Below are 16,289 nucleotides of genomic sequence, written 5' to 3'. Positions count from 1 at the left end.
GTGATTTTTTCATTTCATATAGGGAGTGAGTTCTCCGTATCAAGATGCAGGAGTATAAATCAATCCCAAGTTACGATGATGAGCCAAAAAATAAGTAGCGAAATCAACAATTTATAACGTGTATCATGACAGAACGATGGATTGATCAAAAATAATTCGATGTGAATATGGCTATTTATGAACATTTGAGACTCTAATCTTGTGAGAATGCCCTCTCTTTCAGTATAATGTAGTAATGGGTATTCAAATGAAAGGGGTTTATCGATGAACGAAAAACAACGACTTGAAAGTCAACAAGCAAAAACAACTACATTGACTACTCAAAAAACGGAAAAAGATTATAGCAAATACTTTAACCCGATCTATATAGCACCATCTTTAAAAAATGCAAAAAGACGAGGAAAAGAAGAAATTCAATATCATAAAGATTTTAAAATTGATGGAAAGTATGAGGATATGGGGGTTGGACGAAAATTTTTAATCCGCACATATGGCTGTCAGATGAATGAACATGATACAGAAGTAATGGCAGGTATTTTCACCCAACTTGGATATGAACCGACAGAAGATATCGAAGAAGCCAATGTCATTTTGTTAAATACATGTGCTATTCGTGAAAATGCTGAAAATCGTGTATTTGGTGAACTAGGTCACTTAAAACCATTAAAACAAAGCAATCCAGATTTACTTATTGGTGTTTGTGGTTGTATGTCACAAGAAGAAGCAGTTGTCAGCAAAATCCTAAAAACATATGATCAAGTAGATATGATTTTTGGAACACATAATATCCACCGTTTACCAGAGATCTTACATGAAGCATATCTTTCTAAAGAAATGATTGTTGAAGTATGGTCGAAGGAAGGAGACATTATTGAAAATCTTCCTAAAGTGCGGAAGGGAAATATAAAGGCTTGGGTGAATATTATGTACGGATGCGATAAATTCTGTACATATTGTATTGTGCCGTATACACGAGGAAAAGAGCGCAGCCGTCAGCCGGAAGAGATCATTCAAGAGGTACGCAGCTTAGCGGCACAAGGCTATCAGGAAATCACCTTACTTGGTCAAAACGTTAATGCTTATGGGAAAGATTTTGTAGATCGAAATTATCGTTTAGGCGATTTAATGGATGAGTTAAGAAAGATCGATATTCCACGTATTCGCTTTACAACAAGCCATCCAAGAGATTTTGATGATCATTTAATCGAAGTGCTTGCCAAAAAAGGAAATTTAGTCGAACATATTCACTTACCCGTTCAGTCTGGTTCAGATGGTATGTTGAAAATAATGGCACGGAAATACACACGTAAAAGTTACTTAGAACTGGTTCGCAAAATTCGTCAAGCGATTCCGGATATAGCACTTTCTACAGATATTATCGTAGGCTTCCCAAATGAAACAGAAGAACAATTCGAAGAAACGATTTCATTATATAAAGAAGTCGGATTTGAAGCGGCTTATACATTTATTTATTCACCACGTGAGGGAACGCCTGCAGCAAAGATGAAGGATAATGTACCTCTAGAGGTAAAAAAAGACCGTTTACAACGTTTAAATAATGTAGTAAATGAGCTTTCTGCTCAAGCCCTAAAAAAATATGAGGGACAAGTGGTCGAAGTACTGGTCGAAGGGGAAAGCAAAAAGAATCCGGATGTATTAGCTGGATATACAAGAAGAAATAAGCTAGTGAACTTTAAAGCACCTAGAAATGTGATTGGGAAAATAGTAAAAATTAAAATTACTGATGCTAAAACATGGTCTTTACAAGGCGAATTTGTCGAAATAGTATCAGGTATAGAGGTGAAAGCATAATGACAGAAAAAGTATATACAAAAGATGATATTATTGAAAAAGCGCACGAAATTGCACACATGATTGCGAATACGGAAGAAGTGGAATTTTTTAAACGTGCAGAAGCACAAATAAACGAAAATCAATTTGTTCGCGAAAAAATTGCAAGCCTAAAAAGTTTACAAAAACAAGCGGTAAATTTCCAATATTATGGCAAAGAAAAAGCATTAAAATTAATAGAAGAAAAAATTGAAAAAATTGAAAAAGAAATTGATGAATTGCCAATTGTTGTGGAATTCAAACAATCACAAGGCGATGTTAATGATTTGCTTCAACTTGTGGCAAACTCAATTGCTAATAATGTGACGGATGAAATCGTTGTATCAACTGGTGGCGATCTTTTACGTGGGGAAACCGGCTCAAAAGTACGTAATTCAGAGCCAGGAAGTTGTTCATAATGAGATCAATTGGGCTGCTGTCCAATTTTATCCTGCATAAATAGGTAGTCAGTTTGATGCTAAGACTTTAGTAAAAAGCAGAAGGATAATTGTAGAGGAATTGCCTCTGTACAGACTGGATTAGTTCACCTTATCTCTTAGTGAGAGACGGAGAAAATCTCTACCAGATGTTTCACTTAAAATATATAGGTATAGCAAAGGATGCCATAGGAGTGTTGAAAACACTTGATGGTATCCTTTTTATCCGCATGAATAGACAGCAAATCTCCTAGCGCCTAGGTAATAAACAGGTGGAATCCATTGCTAGTAAAAGCATGTTTCGTGAGGAGTGAAGAAACCCGTTACTGTATAAAGTGTCGATTCCTGTACCTATGGTGAGAAACTCCAAAACACCATTGTTTTGGAGAATTTCGACTTTTTCTTTCAGAATTAGGCACCCACTGGGCAAAAGACGCATATGATGTGGTGAACGGAAGCAAAGGAGGAATTATGCTGAAACAGTTACGTCATATTGTAACCAAAGCAGTGGTTGCAAAGGGGAAAAAGCGTACAGAATGTAGTGAAACGTTACGTCCACCAAATAGGCCATCAAGTATTTTAGGGTGTTGGGTGATTAATCATACTTATTCAGCAAAGAAAAATGGAAAGTTCGTAGAGGTAACAGGTAAGTATGATATTAATGTATGGTACGCATACAATAATCATTCCAAAACGGCTGTATTTTCTGAATCGATTTCATATCGTGATCGCATTAAATTACATTATCGCGAGGATGAGTCAACTGGGAAAGAAGAGGTGCATATTCGCGTCTTACAACAGCCAAATTGTGTCGAAGCAGTCATTGGACCAGATGGTGAACACTTTGTGGTCACCATTGAAAGAGAGTTATTAGCAGAAGTCGTGGGAGAAACAACCATTTGTATTAGCATCCATCCTCTTGAGTATGAAGAGGAATGGAGTTTTGAAGAGGAGAGCTCATCATCAAGCTCCTCTAAGTCATCAAGCTCATCAAGCTCAAGTTCATCCTCATCTGATCTGTCCGATTTAGAGTCATCGTCCTTCCATAAATAAACGAAAAAAGATTGGTTAAAAGTCCATAATAGTACCGACAGAAAATAAAACATTTCTTGTTGGTACTTTTTTTATCCCACATTAACGGGCAGTAAAAACCCCATCTCAAGATATAGAGAGAAACGACAAAGATAGATGGGGGATCAACTGCCGCATGCGTCCGATTGGTTCGGGCGGGCAGGATGCTGGTCACTCAGGTGTTGCCACAGGACGTGGCGTTTTTCACTTCCGTTCCTCTTTTTTAGTGGGGGATGAAGAAAACCCCCACTGATGGAGTTTCACTTTATGTTTTTGAAAGGAACTGTACCAAAAAGTCTGTGAAACCGATTTTCCGAACAGTTCCTTGTTATCTCCAGTCAATAGTTTTTTTCTAAAGTATAAAATCAGTCTATAATAGTGAGTAACTCCTCTGCTATTATAGATTGATTCTTCTTTTTGAGAGATAGGAGGAGTAATGGGGGTCTTAAAATCTAGTAAATATATTCCGTTATTCATGGAGAGACAAGCATAATGATTTGTTCGAATCCTGTCCATCCTTTTATAGGTAGACGATTTGACTGTAGAAGAGTCAGGTCAAGCTCTCTGCGTTTTATTCAACCAACAGTGTGAATCTTATATACTTCTCAACTCAGTATTTTTCACTGCAAAAAGAAAATTTCTTTCACATATATGATAAATAATAGGGAGGATGGCATATCTAAAGGCATCCCGGTATGCAGGTATCCCTTTTGTTTACGCCAAGTACGGTTTTGGAAACGTAAGTGAATATGATCAAGTTATCAAAAAGTTTGATGACCTTTTGAACCTATTTTAAAGAATCACAGATGATAAAAAGGGGTATTTGTCCATCTTTCAGTAAAGAGTTTAAATATGGTGTGTTGATTAGGAAAAATCAGGATAAACATGCGAGCATAAACGTGAAAGCCTCCTTATTATTATGGCTTAAATTGAATAATCAGCACACCTGCAAATATATATTAAATTAAATACGGTCCATTAATAAAATAATTTTTTTCTTAAAATATATTGATTTACGAAATTTTTTTTGTATAATTAAATTTATTGAAAGTGCTTACATTATATGTGAGCGAATATTGAATCTGGGGGATTAAAATGGACGCGTATTTATTAATTATCACTTTATTAGCGATAGTTATTGTTATAGTTGGCGTATCAATATTTAAATGGCACGCATTTATTAGCCTATTGATGGCCAGTCTTTTCCTTGCTATTTTTGCTGGTATGGACCTTGATGAAATTGTAAAAGCATATGAAACAGGTGTTGGAGGAACACTGGGACACTTAATTGGTATCATTGCATTAGGTGCTATTCTAGGAAAAATGCTTGCGGAATCGGGGGCAGGTTTAAAAATTGCCAATTTCTTTATCCATGTATTTGGTGAAAAGAAATTACCGTGGGCAATGTTTTTCTCTGGATTTGTTATTGGGATTCCAGTATTTTTTGAGGTTGGAATTTTAATCTTACTTCCACTTGTTATTTCTATTCAAAAAGCTTCAAAGAAAAATATTTTATTGATTGCCTTACCGGCTATTGCTGGATTATCAATCGTTCATGGTTTAGTGCCACCACATCCAGGCGCAGTGGCTGCCATTGGAATTTATAACGCTAATTTAGGGAAAGTTCTGCTTTATTCATTAATCATTGCAGTTCCTGCTGGTATAATCGGTGGTCCCCTTTATGCAAAATATATTAGTAAACGAGTAACTCCTGAAGAAGAACCAGAATTTGTGCATATAGAAGAAAAGAATGAAAATCAGCTACCTGGTACATTTATTTCGTTTTTCTCCATTTTACTTCCAGTACTTTTAATGATTGTTGGCACAATGGCACCTTATATGCACGTTGGCAAATCATTTGAAAATGCGTTTATGTTTATTGGAAGTCCGCTAATAGCACTTCTTATTTCAGTTTTCTCTGCTTATTATTTTCTTGGATTTAGACTAGGACAGGACAAAAAAGCGATTAAAAAGTTTACAGAAGATTGTATAATTCCTGTTGGGTCCATCGTTTTGATCGTAGGTGCTGGTGGGGGATTCAAACAAATCCTTATCGACAGTGGTGTTGGTGATACCATTGGTCATTTAGCCCAAAACTTCTCAGTATCACCATTGGTATTGGCCTTTCTCATTGCTGGCATGATACGAATCGCGACAGGATCTGCAACAGTGGCATTAACAACAGCTGCCGGAATCGTCTCTCCTATTATTGCAAACATGGCAGACGTTAATTTAGAACTTTTAGTCATTGTCACAGGTGCGGGGTCATTAATGTTTTCACATGTGAATGATGCCGGTTTCTGGATGGTAAAAGAATATTTAGGATTATCCATTAAAGAAACATTTAAAACTTGGACCGTCTTAGAAACGATTCTTTCGTTTGTCGCATTTGCATGTGCATTGTTTATGAATGTATGGATCTAATGGTTCAGAAATATAGATTGGAAGAAAGAAGATGGAGAAGATTGAGGATATACAAAGTCTTCTCCTTTTTTCTTATAGACGGGTTTGGGAAATAGCATGACGCATTCTTTCAAGTGCATGGTTCGCTTCGTCTTTATGTTGAATCATTGTATTAACATACAATGCATCGATGATACTCAACTGTCCAATTCGAGAGGAAAGGGCTTCAGAACGATATTCTGTTTCTTCTGAGCTTGTATAGAGAGCGACATCCGCTAATTGACTAATAGGTGATTTTGGGAATCCTGTAATGGCGATGATCGAAGCCCCATTTTCTTTTGCAGTTTTAGCAATTTGAATAGTATCTCGATTACGACCCGAATGTGAAATAACAATTGCTAGGTCATCTTTAGATACTTGTGAAGCGGACATCAATTGGAAATGCGAATCGATAAAAGCAAAGCATTTAACACCTGTTCTTATAAATTTATGGTAAGCATCCATAGCTATTACGGAAGAACCACCTGTACCATAAAAATAAATATGTTTTGCTTGATTTACTAATTGAACCGCTTTGATCATGGATGCTTCCTCTAAAATATGCATCGTATTTTCAAGTGTCCGAATATTGGATTTGAAAATTTTTTCGAAGATCGTTTTTTCATCATCCTCTTCTGAGATTTCCTCGTGAATTTGTTGGATGGGTGTGATGATTTCAGAGGCTAAAGAGATTTTCATTGCTTGATATCCTTTAAAACCTAAGCGCTTACAAAAACGAAAAACAGTGGCATCAGCAATGTTTAAATCAGCAGAAACTTCGTTAATCGTTTTATTAATAATACGTGTAGGATCTTCTTGGATATAATCCGCAATTTTCTTTTCCTTTTCACTAAAGCGAGGATATAGAGAATGGATCTTTTTAATCGTATTTTGTGTCATAAAGGAATTCCTTTCAAATAATAATCGTACATGTAGTATAGCATATTTAAATAAAAGAAAAAATATTTCATTATATAATTGAAAATTAGAAATTATTTTTAGTATAATAGGATCAAGATTGAAATGAAAGAGGAGCGTTATAGATGAATATAGGGTTAGTGGGATTAGGAAAAATGGGATTTAATCTCGGATTAAATTTATTGAAACACCAACACCGTGTATTTGCTTTTGATGTGAATGCAGAGGCTGCAAAGAATTTTTCATCAGAAGGTGGCGATACTTTTACATCCTTACAAGAATTGGTAAAGGCTTTACCGAAACCAAGGGTCATTTGGCTAATGGTCCCTGCGGGGAGAATAACCAAAGATACTGTAGAGCAATTAAAAGAAATGCTTGAAGCTGGTGATATTTTAATTGATGGTGGAAACTCACATTATAAGGAAGCTATAAGTATTGCAGAAGAATTACAACAACAGGGGATCTTCTTTATGGATATTGGCACAAGTGGTGGTACTGCTGGCGCATTGAATGGTGCTTGTATGATGATTGGCGGAGATGAACAAGCGTTTCAAGTCATTGAACCATTTATCCGAGATATTTGCGTAGAGAAGGGGTATTTATATGCTGGTCAATCAGGCAGCGGTCATTTCTTGAAAATGATTCATAATGGGATTGAATATGGAATGATGCAAGCCATCGCAGAAGGTTTTGAAGTGTTAGAAAAAAGCCCATTTGACTATGATTATGAAAAAGTGGCGGAAATGTGGAATCATGGTTCGGTTATTCGCTCTTGGTTAATGGAACTAACACAAAATGCCTTTTCGAAAGATCCAAAATTAGAGGAGATTAAAGGGATTATGCATTCTTCTGGTGAAGGAAAGTGGACAGTTGAAACAGCTCTAGAGTTAAAAGTACCTGTTCCTGTCACATCATTAGCATTGATGATGCGTTATCGCTCTTTAGAAGAAGATACATTTACGGGGAAAGTAGTCGCAGCACTTCGCAACGAATTTGGTGGACACGCTGTTGAGAAGAAATAAATACAGGCCATTGAAAAAGCTAGCAATCGATAAATGATCACTAGCTTTTTTTACTTATCCCATACAAACAATAAGCCCTACATGAAAACTTAGAGGACAAGTAGGGGGTGAATAAACCTTTCCCTGAGTGAAGGCTCACTTACATGAAAATAATTATTTTACCCATTTCTCCTGGAACTTCGTCATTTCGTAATATTCTTGTTCAAGTAATCGAGAAACCCGGATGAAAATGGGGACTAATTCTACATATACCTCTACATTTTCCTTAATTGGTTTGTGAACATGTGTTGAGCCGATCCATTCAGATACAATTGAAAAATCCTTGATTTCTCCTAAAGCATACATACCAAGGACGATCGCGCCAAGGCACGAACTTTCAAAGCTTTCAGGAACAGATACTTCTTGGTCAAATATATCTGCCATCATTTGACGCCATAATTCAGAACGCGCAAAGCCACCTGTCGCTTGAATTTTGTTGGGGATTCCAATGACTTCTTGCAATGCGATGAAAACCGTATAAAGATTGAAGATCACGCCTTCCAGCACTGCACGAATCATATGCTCTTTTTTATGATGTAAGCCTAACCCGAAAAATGAACCCCTTGCATTGGCATTCCATAATGGGGCGCGTTCACCTGCTAGATAAGGATGGAATAACAATCCATCTGAACCTGGTTTTACATGAGAAGCAATTTTCGTTAAAACATCATAGGGGTCTATTCCTAAGCGTTTTGCAGTTTCTACTTCGGAAGCTGCCAATTCGTCACGAACCCACCTAAATGTCATCCCGCCATTATTGACAGGTCCCCCGACAACCCAATGTTTGTCGGTTAGTACATAACAGAAGATCCGGCCTTTTGGGTCCGTTACAGGGTGATCTGTCACTGTACGAATCGCACCACTTGTACCGATCGTGACAGCGACGACGCCCGGGTCAATCGCATTCACACCAAGGTTTGATAAAACACCATCATTAGCGCCTATTACAAATGGAACATGTAATGGTAAGCCGATTTCTTCTGCAATTTCATTTTTTAATCCATCAAGATAGTACGTAGTAGGCACTAGTTCTGATAATTGATCTTTTGTGATGCCGGCCACTTTTAATGCGGTTTCATCCCAATCATTATGCGTAAGATTGAACATCCCTGTTGCAGATGCAATGGAATGATCAACAATATAGCGGTCGAAAAAGTCGTGAAACACATATTCCTTCATCCCTATAAATTTAAATGTTTGTTGGAAAATCTCTGGTTTTTCATGACGTAACCACGTAATTTTACAAAGTGGCGACATGGGGTGGATAGGAGTCCCTGTACGTTTATAGATTTCATGGCCATTCATTTCCTTTTTAATTTTTTCTGCCCAATCTGTTGCACGCGTATCTGCCCATGTAATACAGTTTGTCAAAGGTTTGCCATTTTGGTCGATCGCAATGACACTATGCATAGCTGCGCTGAATGAAACAAGTTTTACATCATTTATATCAATTTTGCTTTGTTGAATTGCAATATAAATCGATGTTTTAACCGCTTGCAAAATTTCATCTGGATCTTGTTCTGCAACATTGGGAGAAGGACTATACAATGGATAGCCCACATGATGCATACTAATGACTTGACCTTTATCACCAAAAAGTACGGCTTTGGTGCAGGTAGTACCTATATCAACGCCTAGATAATAAGACATTTTTGACATGACAATTTATTCTCCTTTATACAAAAACACATGAATTCATAAAAATATTTTCTACTAATTTTATTCTTCCAGAAAAAATATTTCTCATCATCATTTTACTGGACATAACTCATTAAGAAAAGGATTACAGTGAAAAAAGAATAGTTTTGAAAATTCAGCCTTCTATATTGATGATGCAATGGTTATGGAGTTTTATGGCTAGTTTTTTCATATGAGCAGACAGTAAGCTTACCCACCACTATATGAAGTCTTCCCTGATAAAATAGCGTTCCACACGATTGACGGATTGATTCATGTACAATAAGTGAACGTTTTGATCTATTGAAGAACACCCAAATTCCCAGTGACTTCGATATTTTTCAATAAAATAGATTTGGAAAATTCCTGATTGTCACATACAATCAAACGATTTTTCGACCTCGTTTTGTTATAATAAAGATACGATATAGGAACACAAGAGAGGTAATAAAATGACTTACACACCGATGATGCAACAATATTTACAAGTAAAAGCAGACTATCAAGATGCTTTTTTATTTTTCCGTTTAGGAGATTTTTATGAAATGTTCTTTGATGATGCATTAAAGGCATCACAAATTTTAGAAATTACATTAACGAGTAGAGATGCAGGGATGGAAGAGCGCGTGCCCATGTGTGGGGTACCGCACCATTCTGTCCAAAATTATATTGAAACACTCATACAAAAAGGCTATAAAGTAGCAATTTGTGAACAAACAGAAGATCCAAAATTGGCAAAAGGTGTTGTGAAACGGGAAGTCATTCAGCTTATTACGCCCGGAACAATTATGGAAGGGAAAACGATTGATGGAAAATCCAATCATTTTATCGCATCCGCTACAAAACTAAAAAAGACTGAATATGCCTTTAGTTATTTAGATTTATCAACAGGAGAATCGATTACAACATTTGTAGAGGGCGACAAAAAAGATTTGATCCAACAGCTTCAGGCATTTAATATTCGTGAATTGGTCGTCAAAGATGATCTATTTGAAGAATTACAAGAGTTAGCTGAAACTTATTCAATCGTCCTGTCATTAGAAAATGAAGGGATGGCTGAGGACAACAGCCTTGTATATGTGGAACAAGCGCCAGAGGAACTGCATGAGGCTTGCCGTATTTTACTTCATTATATTGAACGTACGCAAATGCGTTCACTAACACATATTCAACCTTTTTCTTATCTTGAAGTGAAAAATTACTTAAATATCGATACGAATTCTAAACGTAATTTAGAACTGATTCAATCATTACGTGGTGGTGATCAGAAAGGAACATTGCTGTGGCTGCTCGATGAAACATCGACCGCCATGGGAGGAAGAAAACTTAAACAATGGCTTCATCAACCGCTTGCCAATCGTAAAGCCATTGAAAAACGTCTAAGTATTGTAACAGACCTATTAGAAGAATATTTTATCCGTACGGAATTACAGGAGTTGTTAAAAAAAGTCTATGACTTAGAACGATTAGCAGGGCGTGTTGCTTTTGGTAGTGTAGGTGGCCGGGATTTAGCTCAATTACGTGATTCATTGCGTCAAGTTCCTGCTATTAAAGACCAATTGATCCATTCAAGTAAGGAACATTTAGTTCCACTAGGCCAAGCGTTAGATTTATGTGAAGATGTAGAAATCTATTTAAGTAAAGCCATTACAGATCATCCCCCTATTTCTATAAAAGAGGGAGATGTGATTCGGGAAGGATTTAGTGAAAAACTAGATGAATTGCGCTATGCATCTCGAAACGGTAAAGACTGGATCGCTCAATTAGAGCAAAAAGAACGCCAAGCGACAGGCATCAAAAACTTAAAAATAGGGTATAACCGAGTGTTTGGTTATTACATTGAAGTCACCAAATCGAATATTGGATTAGTAGATCTTAATCGATATGAACGTAAGCAAACATTGACAAATGCTGAACGGTATATTACGAAAGAGTTAAAAGAAAAAGAGTCTATTATTTTAAATGCGGAGGAAGAAAGCTTAGTACTTGAATATCAATTATTCACAGAAATTCGTGAGTATCTAAAACAATTTATTCCTCGTCTTCAAGCATTAGCATCAGACATCAGTGAATTAGATGTTTTTACAAGCTTTGCTACTGTTACGGAAAAATATCATTTTGTCAAACCGACATTCCATGAAGGACGAGCATTAAAAATTATCAATGGAAGACACCCTGTCGTTGAGAAAATGATGAATAAGCAATTGTATGTTCCAAATGATTGTATTTTAGATACAGATCAAAATATGATGCTGATTACAGGACCGAATATGTCAGGGAAAAGTACGTATATGCGTCAAGTAGCTTTAATTACAGTAATGGCACAAATGGGCTGCTATGTACCAGCGGATGAGGCGGAGCTACCTATTACGGATCAAATTTTTACACGTATTGGTGCGGCTGATGATTTAGCAGGTGGACAAAGCACATTTATGGTCGAAATGCTTGAATCACAACATGCGATCACGAATGCTACTGCTAACAGCTTATTGCTATTTGATGAAATTGGTCGTGGTACATCTACTTACGACGGTATGGCACTAGCACAATCAATGATGGAATATATCCATAATGAGATTGGTGCAAATACATTATTTTCAACACATTACCATGAATTAACGGCTTTAGAAAATGAGTTAGATCGCTTGCAAAATGTACATGTGTCAGCTGCTGAACAAAATGGCAAAGTGGTGTTCTTACATAAAGTGAAAAAAGGACCAGCAGACAAAAGCTACGGTATCCATGTCGCAGAGTTAGCAGCATTACCGAACCCCATTATAGAACGTGCACGTGTTTTATTAGCAGAATTTGAAGCAACAGATGTAGAGCCTGTTCTTCATCAAAAAGAAGTAGCAGCCACGGCTGGAGCAATGACAGAGAAAGAGACGGTAGAAATACCGAAACCCGCCACTTCATCTGTCCATGAAGAAACGACGGCACAGCTTTCACTTTTTGAAGAAGAGCCTGTTGTCAAAGAAGTAACAAAACCTAAATTATCAGCTGTTGAAAAAGATGTAGTTGATCAGTTAAAGCGGTTAAATGTATCTGGTACAACCCCTATGGATGCCTTACAGCTTGTCTATCAGTTACAACAATCGTTATTACAAAAATAGGAGATGCTTAATATGGGGCATATTCATATAATGGATGAATTCTTGTCCAATAAAATCGCAGCAGGAGAAGTGGCTGAGAGACCTTCCTCTGTTGTAAAGGAATTGGTCGAAAATGCTATCGATGCAGGAAGTACCTCAATTGAAGTGGTGTTAGAAGAAGCAGGAATGACCTCTATTCAAGTCATTGATAATGGATGTGGAATGGATGAAGATGACGCATTGATTTCCTTCCAAAGACATGCCACTAGTAAAATTAATAACGAACATGACTTGTTTCGCATTCGTACACTTGGTTTCCGTGGTGAAGCCTTAGCCAGTATCGCTTCGGTATCCAAAATCCACTTAATCACATCAAATGGTGAAGAAGGGATTGAGGTACAGCTCGATGGTGGGCAAATGATAGAAAAAAAACCCGGACCTCTTCGAAAAGGAACGGATATGACGGTTTCACAGTTATTTTTCAATACACCGGCTCGTTTGAAATATATGAAAACAATTCAAACAGAGCTTGGACATACAATCGATTTGATGAATCGTCTAGCACTTTGTTATCCAAATATAGCATTTAAACTCATACATCATGATCATGAACTATTGCAAACAAATGGTCGAGGGGATATGCGACAAGTTCTTGCAGCGATTTATGGCGTGTCGAATGCCAAGAAAATGGTCCATTTTGAAGGAGAATCTAAAGACTATAAGATTTCTGGTTACGCTACTATCCCAGAAATCACAAGAGCTTCGAAAAATTATATGTCTATATTCGTAAATGGACGTTGGGTTCGACATTATACGGTTCAAAAAGCAATGATTGATGCTTATCATACATTTTTACCGATTGGGCGATATCCCATTTCGGTCATTCATATTGAAGGAGATCCGTTCTTAACAGATGTCAATGTGCATCCTGCAAAACAACAAATCCGCTTAAGTAAAGAACCAGATTTAATGCAATTAATTGAACAAGTCCTTCACAAGGCTATTCGTCATTCAATGCAGGCTCCTGAGATCGCTCAAAAAAAGAAAAAGCCAGCACCATCGTCTGAACAGATTAATTTTTGGAAAAACATTAATTATGACACAACCCATATGCCGCAGTTCAACGAAAAGATAAAAAGAGGAGAAAATGAAAATTCAAGCGAGACAGGTTTCTCTTCGGTTTTTAAAGATGACATCATCAATGAGCAAACAGAAAAAGGCTTTGCGGTAGAGGAAAGCTGGGAAGAAATCAAAGAATCACAAGGAATCAGCCAGTTGGAGCCAGATTCACAAGAAATCTGGTCAAATGATGAGGAAACAACTGAAGAGATTACTCCAACAGAAACGCCTAAGGAACCATTTCCTGAACTTGAAATCGTCGGGCAAATTCATGGCACCTATATTGTTGCACAAAGTGAAGATGGATTTTATTTGATCGACCAACATGCTGCACAAGAACGTATTAAATATGAATACTTTAAAGACAAGGTGGGAGAAGTGAATGCTGATGAGCGTCAATCACTTTTATTGCCATTAACCTTTCATTATTCTGCTGATGAAGCACTAATTTTAAGAGAAAATACAAAAGCTTTAGAAGATGTGGGGGTTTATCTTGAAGAATTTGGTCAAAACTCATTTGTAGTACGTGAACATCCAACATGGTTCCCAAAAGGTTTTGAATCAGAAATTATTGAGGAATTGATCGAACAGGTATTAAAAGAACGCAAAACGGATATCAAGAAACTTCGAGAAGCAGCTGCTATCATGATGAGTTGTAAACGCTCGATCAAAGCTAATCATTATCTAGATAAATCACAAATGGAAAGATTGCTACAAGACTTAAAAACAAGGGTCAATCCATTTACTTGTCCACATGGTCGACCAGTCATTGTCCATTTTAGAACATACGAGATTGAAAAAATGTTTAAGCGCGTTATGTAATGAAGTGAAGCAAAAGGAGGAATCTCACATGTTTTCAGCCGCGAAAAGAGATCAAGTCATTCAAACTTTAAATGATTATTCATTTGATGTTTTAGTTGTTGGTGGAGGTATCACGGGGGCTGGGATTGCATTGGATGCGGTATCTCGAGGGCTATCCGTAGCTTTAGTTGAGATGCAGGACTTTGCCGCGGGCACGTCTAGCCGTTCTACAAAATTGGTACATGGTGGTTTGCGTTATTTAAAACAAATGCAGATGGATGTTGTGAAGGAAACAGGAAGAGAACGGGAAATTGTCTATGAAAATGGTGTCCATATTACGACACCTCAATGGATGTTGCTCCCTTTTTACAAAGGTGGAACATTTGGATCCTTGACAACATCTGTTGGACTAAAGATGTATGATCGTTTAGCAAATGTCAAAAAGTCCGAAAGACGTATGATGTTAAATTCGAAAGAAACGCTAGCAAAAGAGCCATTATTAAAACAGCAAGATCTTAAAGGCGGCGGCTATTATGTTGAATACTTGACAGATGATGCTCGTTTAACCATCGAAGTATTGAAAAAAGCAGTCGAGCTGGGGGCGATTTGTTTAAACTATGCGAAGGTAGAAGAATTTGTATACGAGGATAACCATGTTATGGGTGCGGTTGTGCACGATCAAATTTCGCAAAAAACTTGGACGCTACAAGCAAATACGGTTGTCAATGCGACTGGACCATGGGTTGATGATATACGAAAAAAAGATAAGATCAACAACCATAAGAAATTGCGTTTAACAAAAGGTGTTCATATTGTCATCGATCAAGCTCAATTTCCTTTACAACAGCCAATATACTTTGATGCACCAGATGAACGAATGATTTTTGCGATTCCTCGTGATGGCAAAACGTACGTAGGAACGACGGATACTTTTTATGATGATGATCCAATAAAACCTGTAGCAACAGATAAGGATATTGAATACTTACTTGGAACGATTCATTTTATGTTTCCAGATATCCCTATCTCAAAACAAGATATTGAATCCTGCTGGGCAGGCGTGCGTCCACTTATTTATGAAGAAGGAAAAAATCCATCCGAAATTTCAAGGAAAGATGAGATATGGGAATCTTCAACAGGTTTATTGACAATCGCTGGTGGTAAGTTAACGGGTTACCGTAAGATGGCGGAAAATATTGTCGATAAAATTGTTAAACGTAAACAATTTAAAAAAGCTGGGTCATGTACAACGGCAGAATTATCGCTTTCTGGTGCTAAAGGCATCAACTCTCAAAATTTTGATGCCTATGTGCATTACAAAGCGCAAGAAGGTATAAAATACGGATTAACTTTTGATGAAGCCTATCAATTGGTACGCAGATATGGTACAAATATTGATGATTTATACCGAATCATTCACACATTAAATGTGCAAGAAGGAAGCCTTCTACTACCATTAGATTTATATGCACAACTTATTTATGCGATGCAATATGAAATGGCTTATACGCCAGCGGATTTTTTTGTACGCCGTTCTTCAATGTTGTACTTCAATGTCAACAATGTCAAAAAGTATAAAGAATTCGTTATTCGATTGATGAGTAATTACTTGCATTATACGCCGAGCGAAGAGCAACGATATCGGAAAGAATTAGAAGAATTTATATACGATGCGGCACATTTTGCAAATGACAAATCGATGCATTCAAAAATAAAGGAATAGACCGTATCACTTCCAATAAAGTGAAACTCCCTCAGTGGGGGTTTTCTTCATCCTGACTGTGTGTGAGTTGAACAATTGTACTTTTTTCAATGACTTGCTACTTGGAGTCTTGAAATTG

Annotated in this window: 10 protein-coding genes; 8 read left to right on the top strand and 2 right to left on the bottom strand. The window is 37.0% G+C overall.

All coding sequences use genetic code 11. The features are described 5' to 3' along the window. Positions 1-264 precede the first annotated feature (264 nt). The 4 genes from miaB (at position 265) to FEZ13_RS07475 (ending at position 5,762) form a co-directional block, all read left to right on the top strand. Positions 265-1,812 (top strand): tRNA (N6-isopentenyl adenosine(37)-C2)-methylthiotransferase MiaB, encoded by a 1,548-nt coding sequence (gene miaB, locus FEZ13_RS07495; RefSeq protein ID WP_146552069.1) that lies wholly within the window; start codon positions 265-267, stop codon positions 1,810-1,812. Then, a complete protein-coding gene (locus FEZ13_RS07490) occupies positions 1,812-2,249 on the top strand; it encodes a YlbF/YmcA family competence regulator (protein ID WP_146552068.1) in 438 nt (145 codons plus the stop codon). Before miaB ends, FEZ13_RS07490 begins: the two co-directional genes overlap by 1 nt. Before the next feature lie 492 nt (positions 2,250-2,741). Continuing rightward, entirely contained in the window at positions 2,742-3,320 is a 579-nt protein-coding gene (cotE, locus tag FEZ13_RS07485; RefSeq protein WP_146552776.1) for an outer spore coat protein CotE, read from the top strand. Positions 3,321-4,433: 1,113 nt separating this feature from the next. Continuing rightward, a complete protein-coding gene (locus tag FEZ13_RS07475; protein WP_146552067.1) occupies positions 4,434-5,762 on the top strand; it encodes a GntT/GntP/DsdX family permease in 1,329 nt (442 codons plus the stop codon). 72 nt (positions 5,763-5,834) lie between these two features. Here FEZ13_RS07475 and FEZ13_RS07470 read toward each other — a convergent pair whose 3' ends face one another. After that, entirely contained in the window at positions 5,835-6,680 is an 846-nt protein-coding gene (locus FEZ13_RS07470) for a MurR/RpiR family transcriptional regulator (protein WP_146552066.1), read from the bottom strand. Between the two features lie 143 nt (positions 6,681-6,823). Here FEZ13_RS07470 and gnd point away from each other — a divergent pair, with 143 nt between their 5' ends. Then, on the top strand, positions 6,824-7,720 hold the full coding sequence (gnd, locus tag FEZ13_RS07465; RefSeq protein WP_146552065.1) for a phosphogluconate dehydrogenase (NAD(+)-dependent, decarboxylating): 897 nt from the start codon (positions 6,824-6,826) through the stop codon (positions 7,718-7,720). Between the two features lie 153 nt (positions 7,721-7,873). Here gnd and gntK read toward each other — a convergent pair whose 3' ends face one another. Further along, a complete protein-coding gene (gene gntK, locus FEZ13_RS07460) occupies positions 7,874-9,418 on the bottom strand; it encodes a gluconokinase (protein ID WP_255473073.1) in 1,545 nt (514 codons plus the stop codon). A gap of 470 nt (positions 9,419-9,888) precedes the next feature. Between gntK and mutS the strand changes: the two genes are divergently transcribed. Genes mutS through FEZ13_RS07445 form a run of 3 tightly spaced genes read left to right on the top strand, consistent with a single transcriptional unit; the run spans position 9,889 to position 16,171 of the window. Then, positions 9,889-12,549 (top strand): DNA mismatch repair protein MutS, encoded by a 2,661-nt coding sequence (mutS, locus tag FEZ13_RS07455; RefSeq protein ID WP_146552064.1) that lies wholly within the window; start codon positions 9,889-9,891, stop codon positions 12,547-12,549. 12 nt (positions 12,550-12,561) lie between these two features. Next, positions 12,562-14,469 carry a DNA mismatch repair endonuclease MutL gene (gene mutL / locus FEZ13_RS07450; protein ID WP_146552063.1) on the top strand — a complete coding sequence of 636 codons (1,908 nt, stop codon included), beginning with the start codon at positions 12,562-12,564 and terminating at the stop codon, positions 14,467-14,469. 28 nt (positions 14,470-14,497) lie between these two features. Continuing rightward, entirely contained in the window at positions 14,498-16,171 is a 1,674-nt protein-coding gene (locus FEZ13_RS07445; RefSeq protein ID WP_146552062.1) for a glycerol-3-phosphate dehydrogenase/oxidase, read from the top strand. Positions 16,172-16,289 lie beyond the last annotated feature (118 nt).

Origin of the sequence: Rummeliibacillus sp. SL167 (genome assembly GCF_007896505.1) — a bacterium.
Lineage (GTDB): Bacteria > Bacillota > Bacilli > Bacillales_A > Planococcaceae > Rummeliibacillus > Rummeliibacillus suwonensis.
The sequence above is the reverse complement of the archived record's forward strand: the minus strand, read 5'-3'. Positions and strand labels throughout refer to the sequence as shown.

Coding starts and splice junctions, on each gene's coding strand:
- miaB (WP_146552069.1), top strand. CDS start 265: ATGAACGAAAAACAACGACTTGAAAGTCAACAAGCAAAAACAACTACA.
- FEZ13_RS07490 (WP_146552068.1), top strand. CDS start 1,812: ATGACAGAAAAAGTATATACAAAAGATGATATTATTGAAAAAGCGCAC.
- FEZ13_RS07475 (WP_146552067.1), top strand. CDS start 4,434: ATGGACGCGTATTTATTAATTATCACTTTATTAGCGATAGTTATTGTT.
- FEZ13_RS07470 (WP_146552066.1), bottom strand. CDS start 6,680: ATGACACAAAATACGATTAAAAAGATCCATTCTCTATATCCTCGCTTT.
- gnd (WP_146552065.1), top strand. CDS start 6,824: ATGAATATAGGGTTAGTGGGATTAGGAAAAATGGGATTTAATCTCGGA.
- gntK (WP_255473073.1), bottom strand. CDS start 9,418: ATGTCAAAAATGTCTTATTATCTAGGCGTTGATATAGGTACTACCTGC.
- mutS (WP_146552064.1), top strand. CDS start 9,889: ATGACTTACACACCGATGATGCAACAATATTTACAAGTAAAAGCAGAC.
- mutL (WP_146552063.1), top strand. CDS start 12,562: ATGGGGCATATTCATATAATGGATGAATTCTTGTCCAATAAAATCGCA.
- FEZ13_RS07445 (WP_146552062.1), top strand. CDS start 14,498: ATGTTTTCAGCCGCGAAAAGAGATCAAGTCATTCAAACTTTAAATGAT.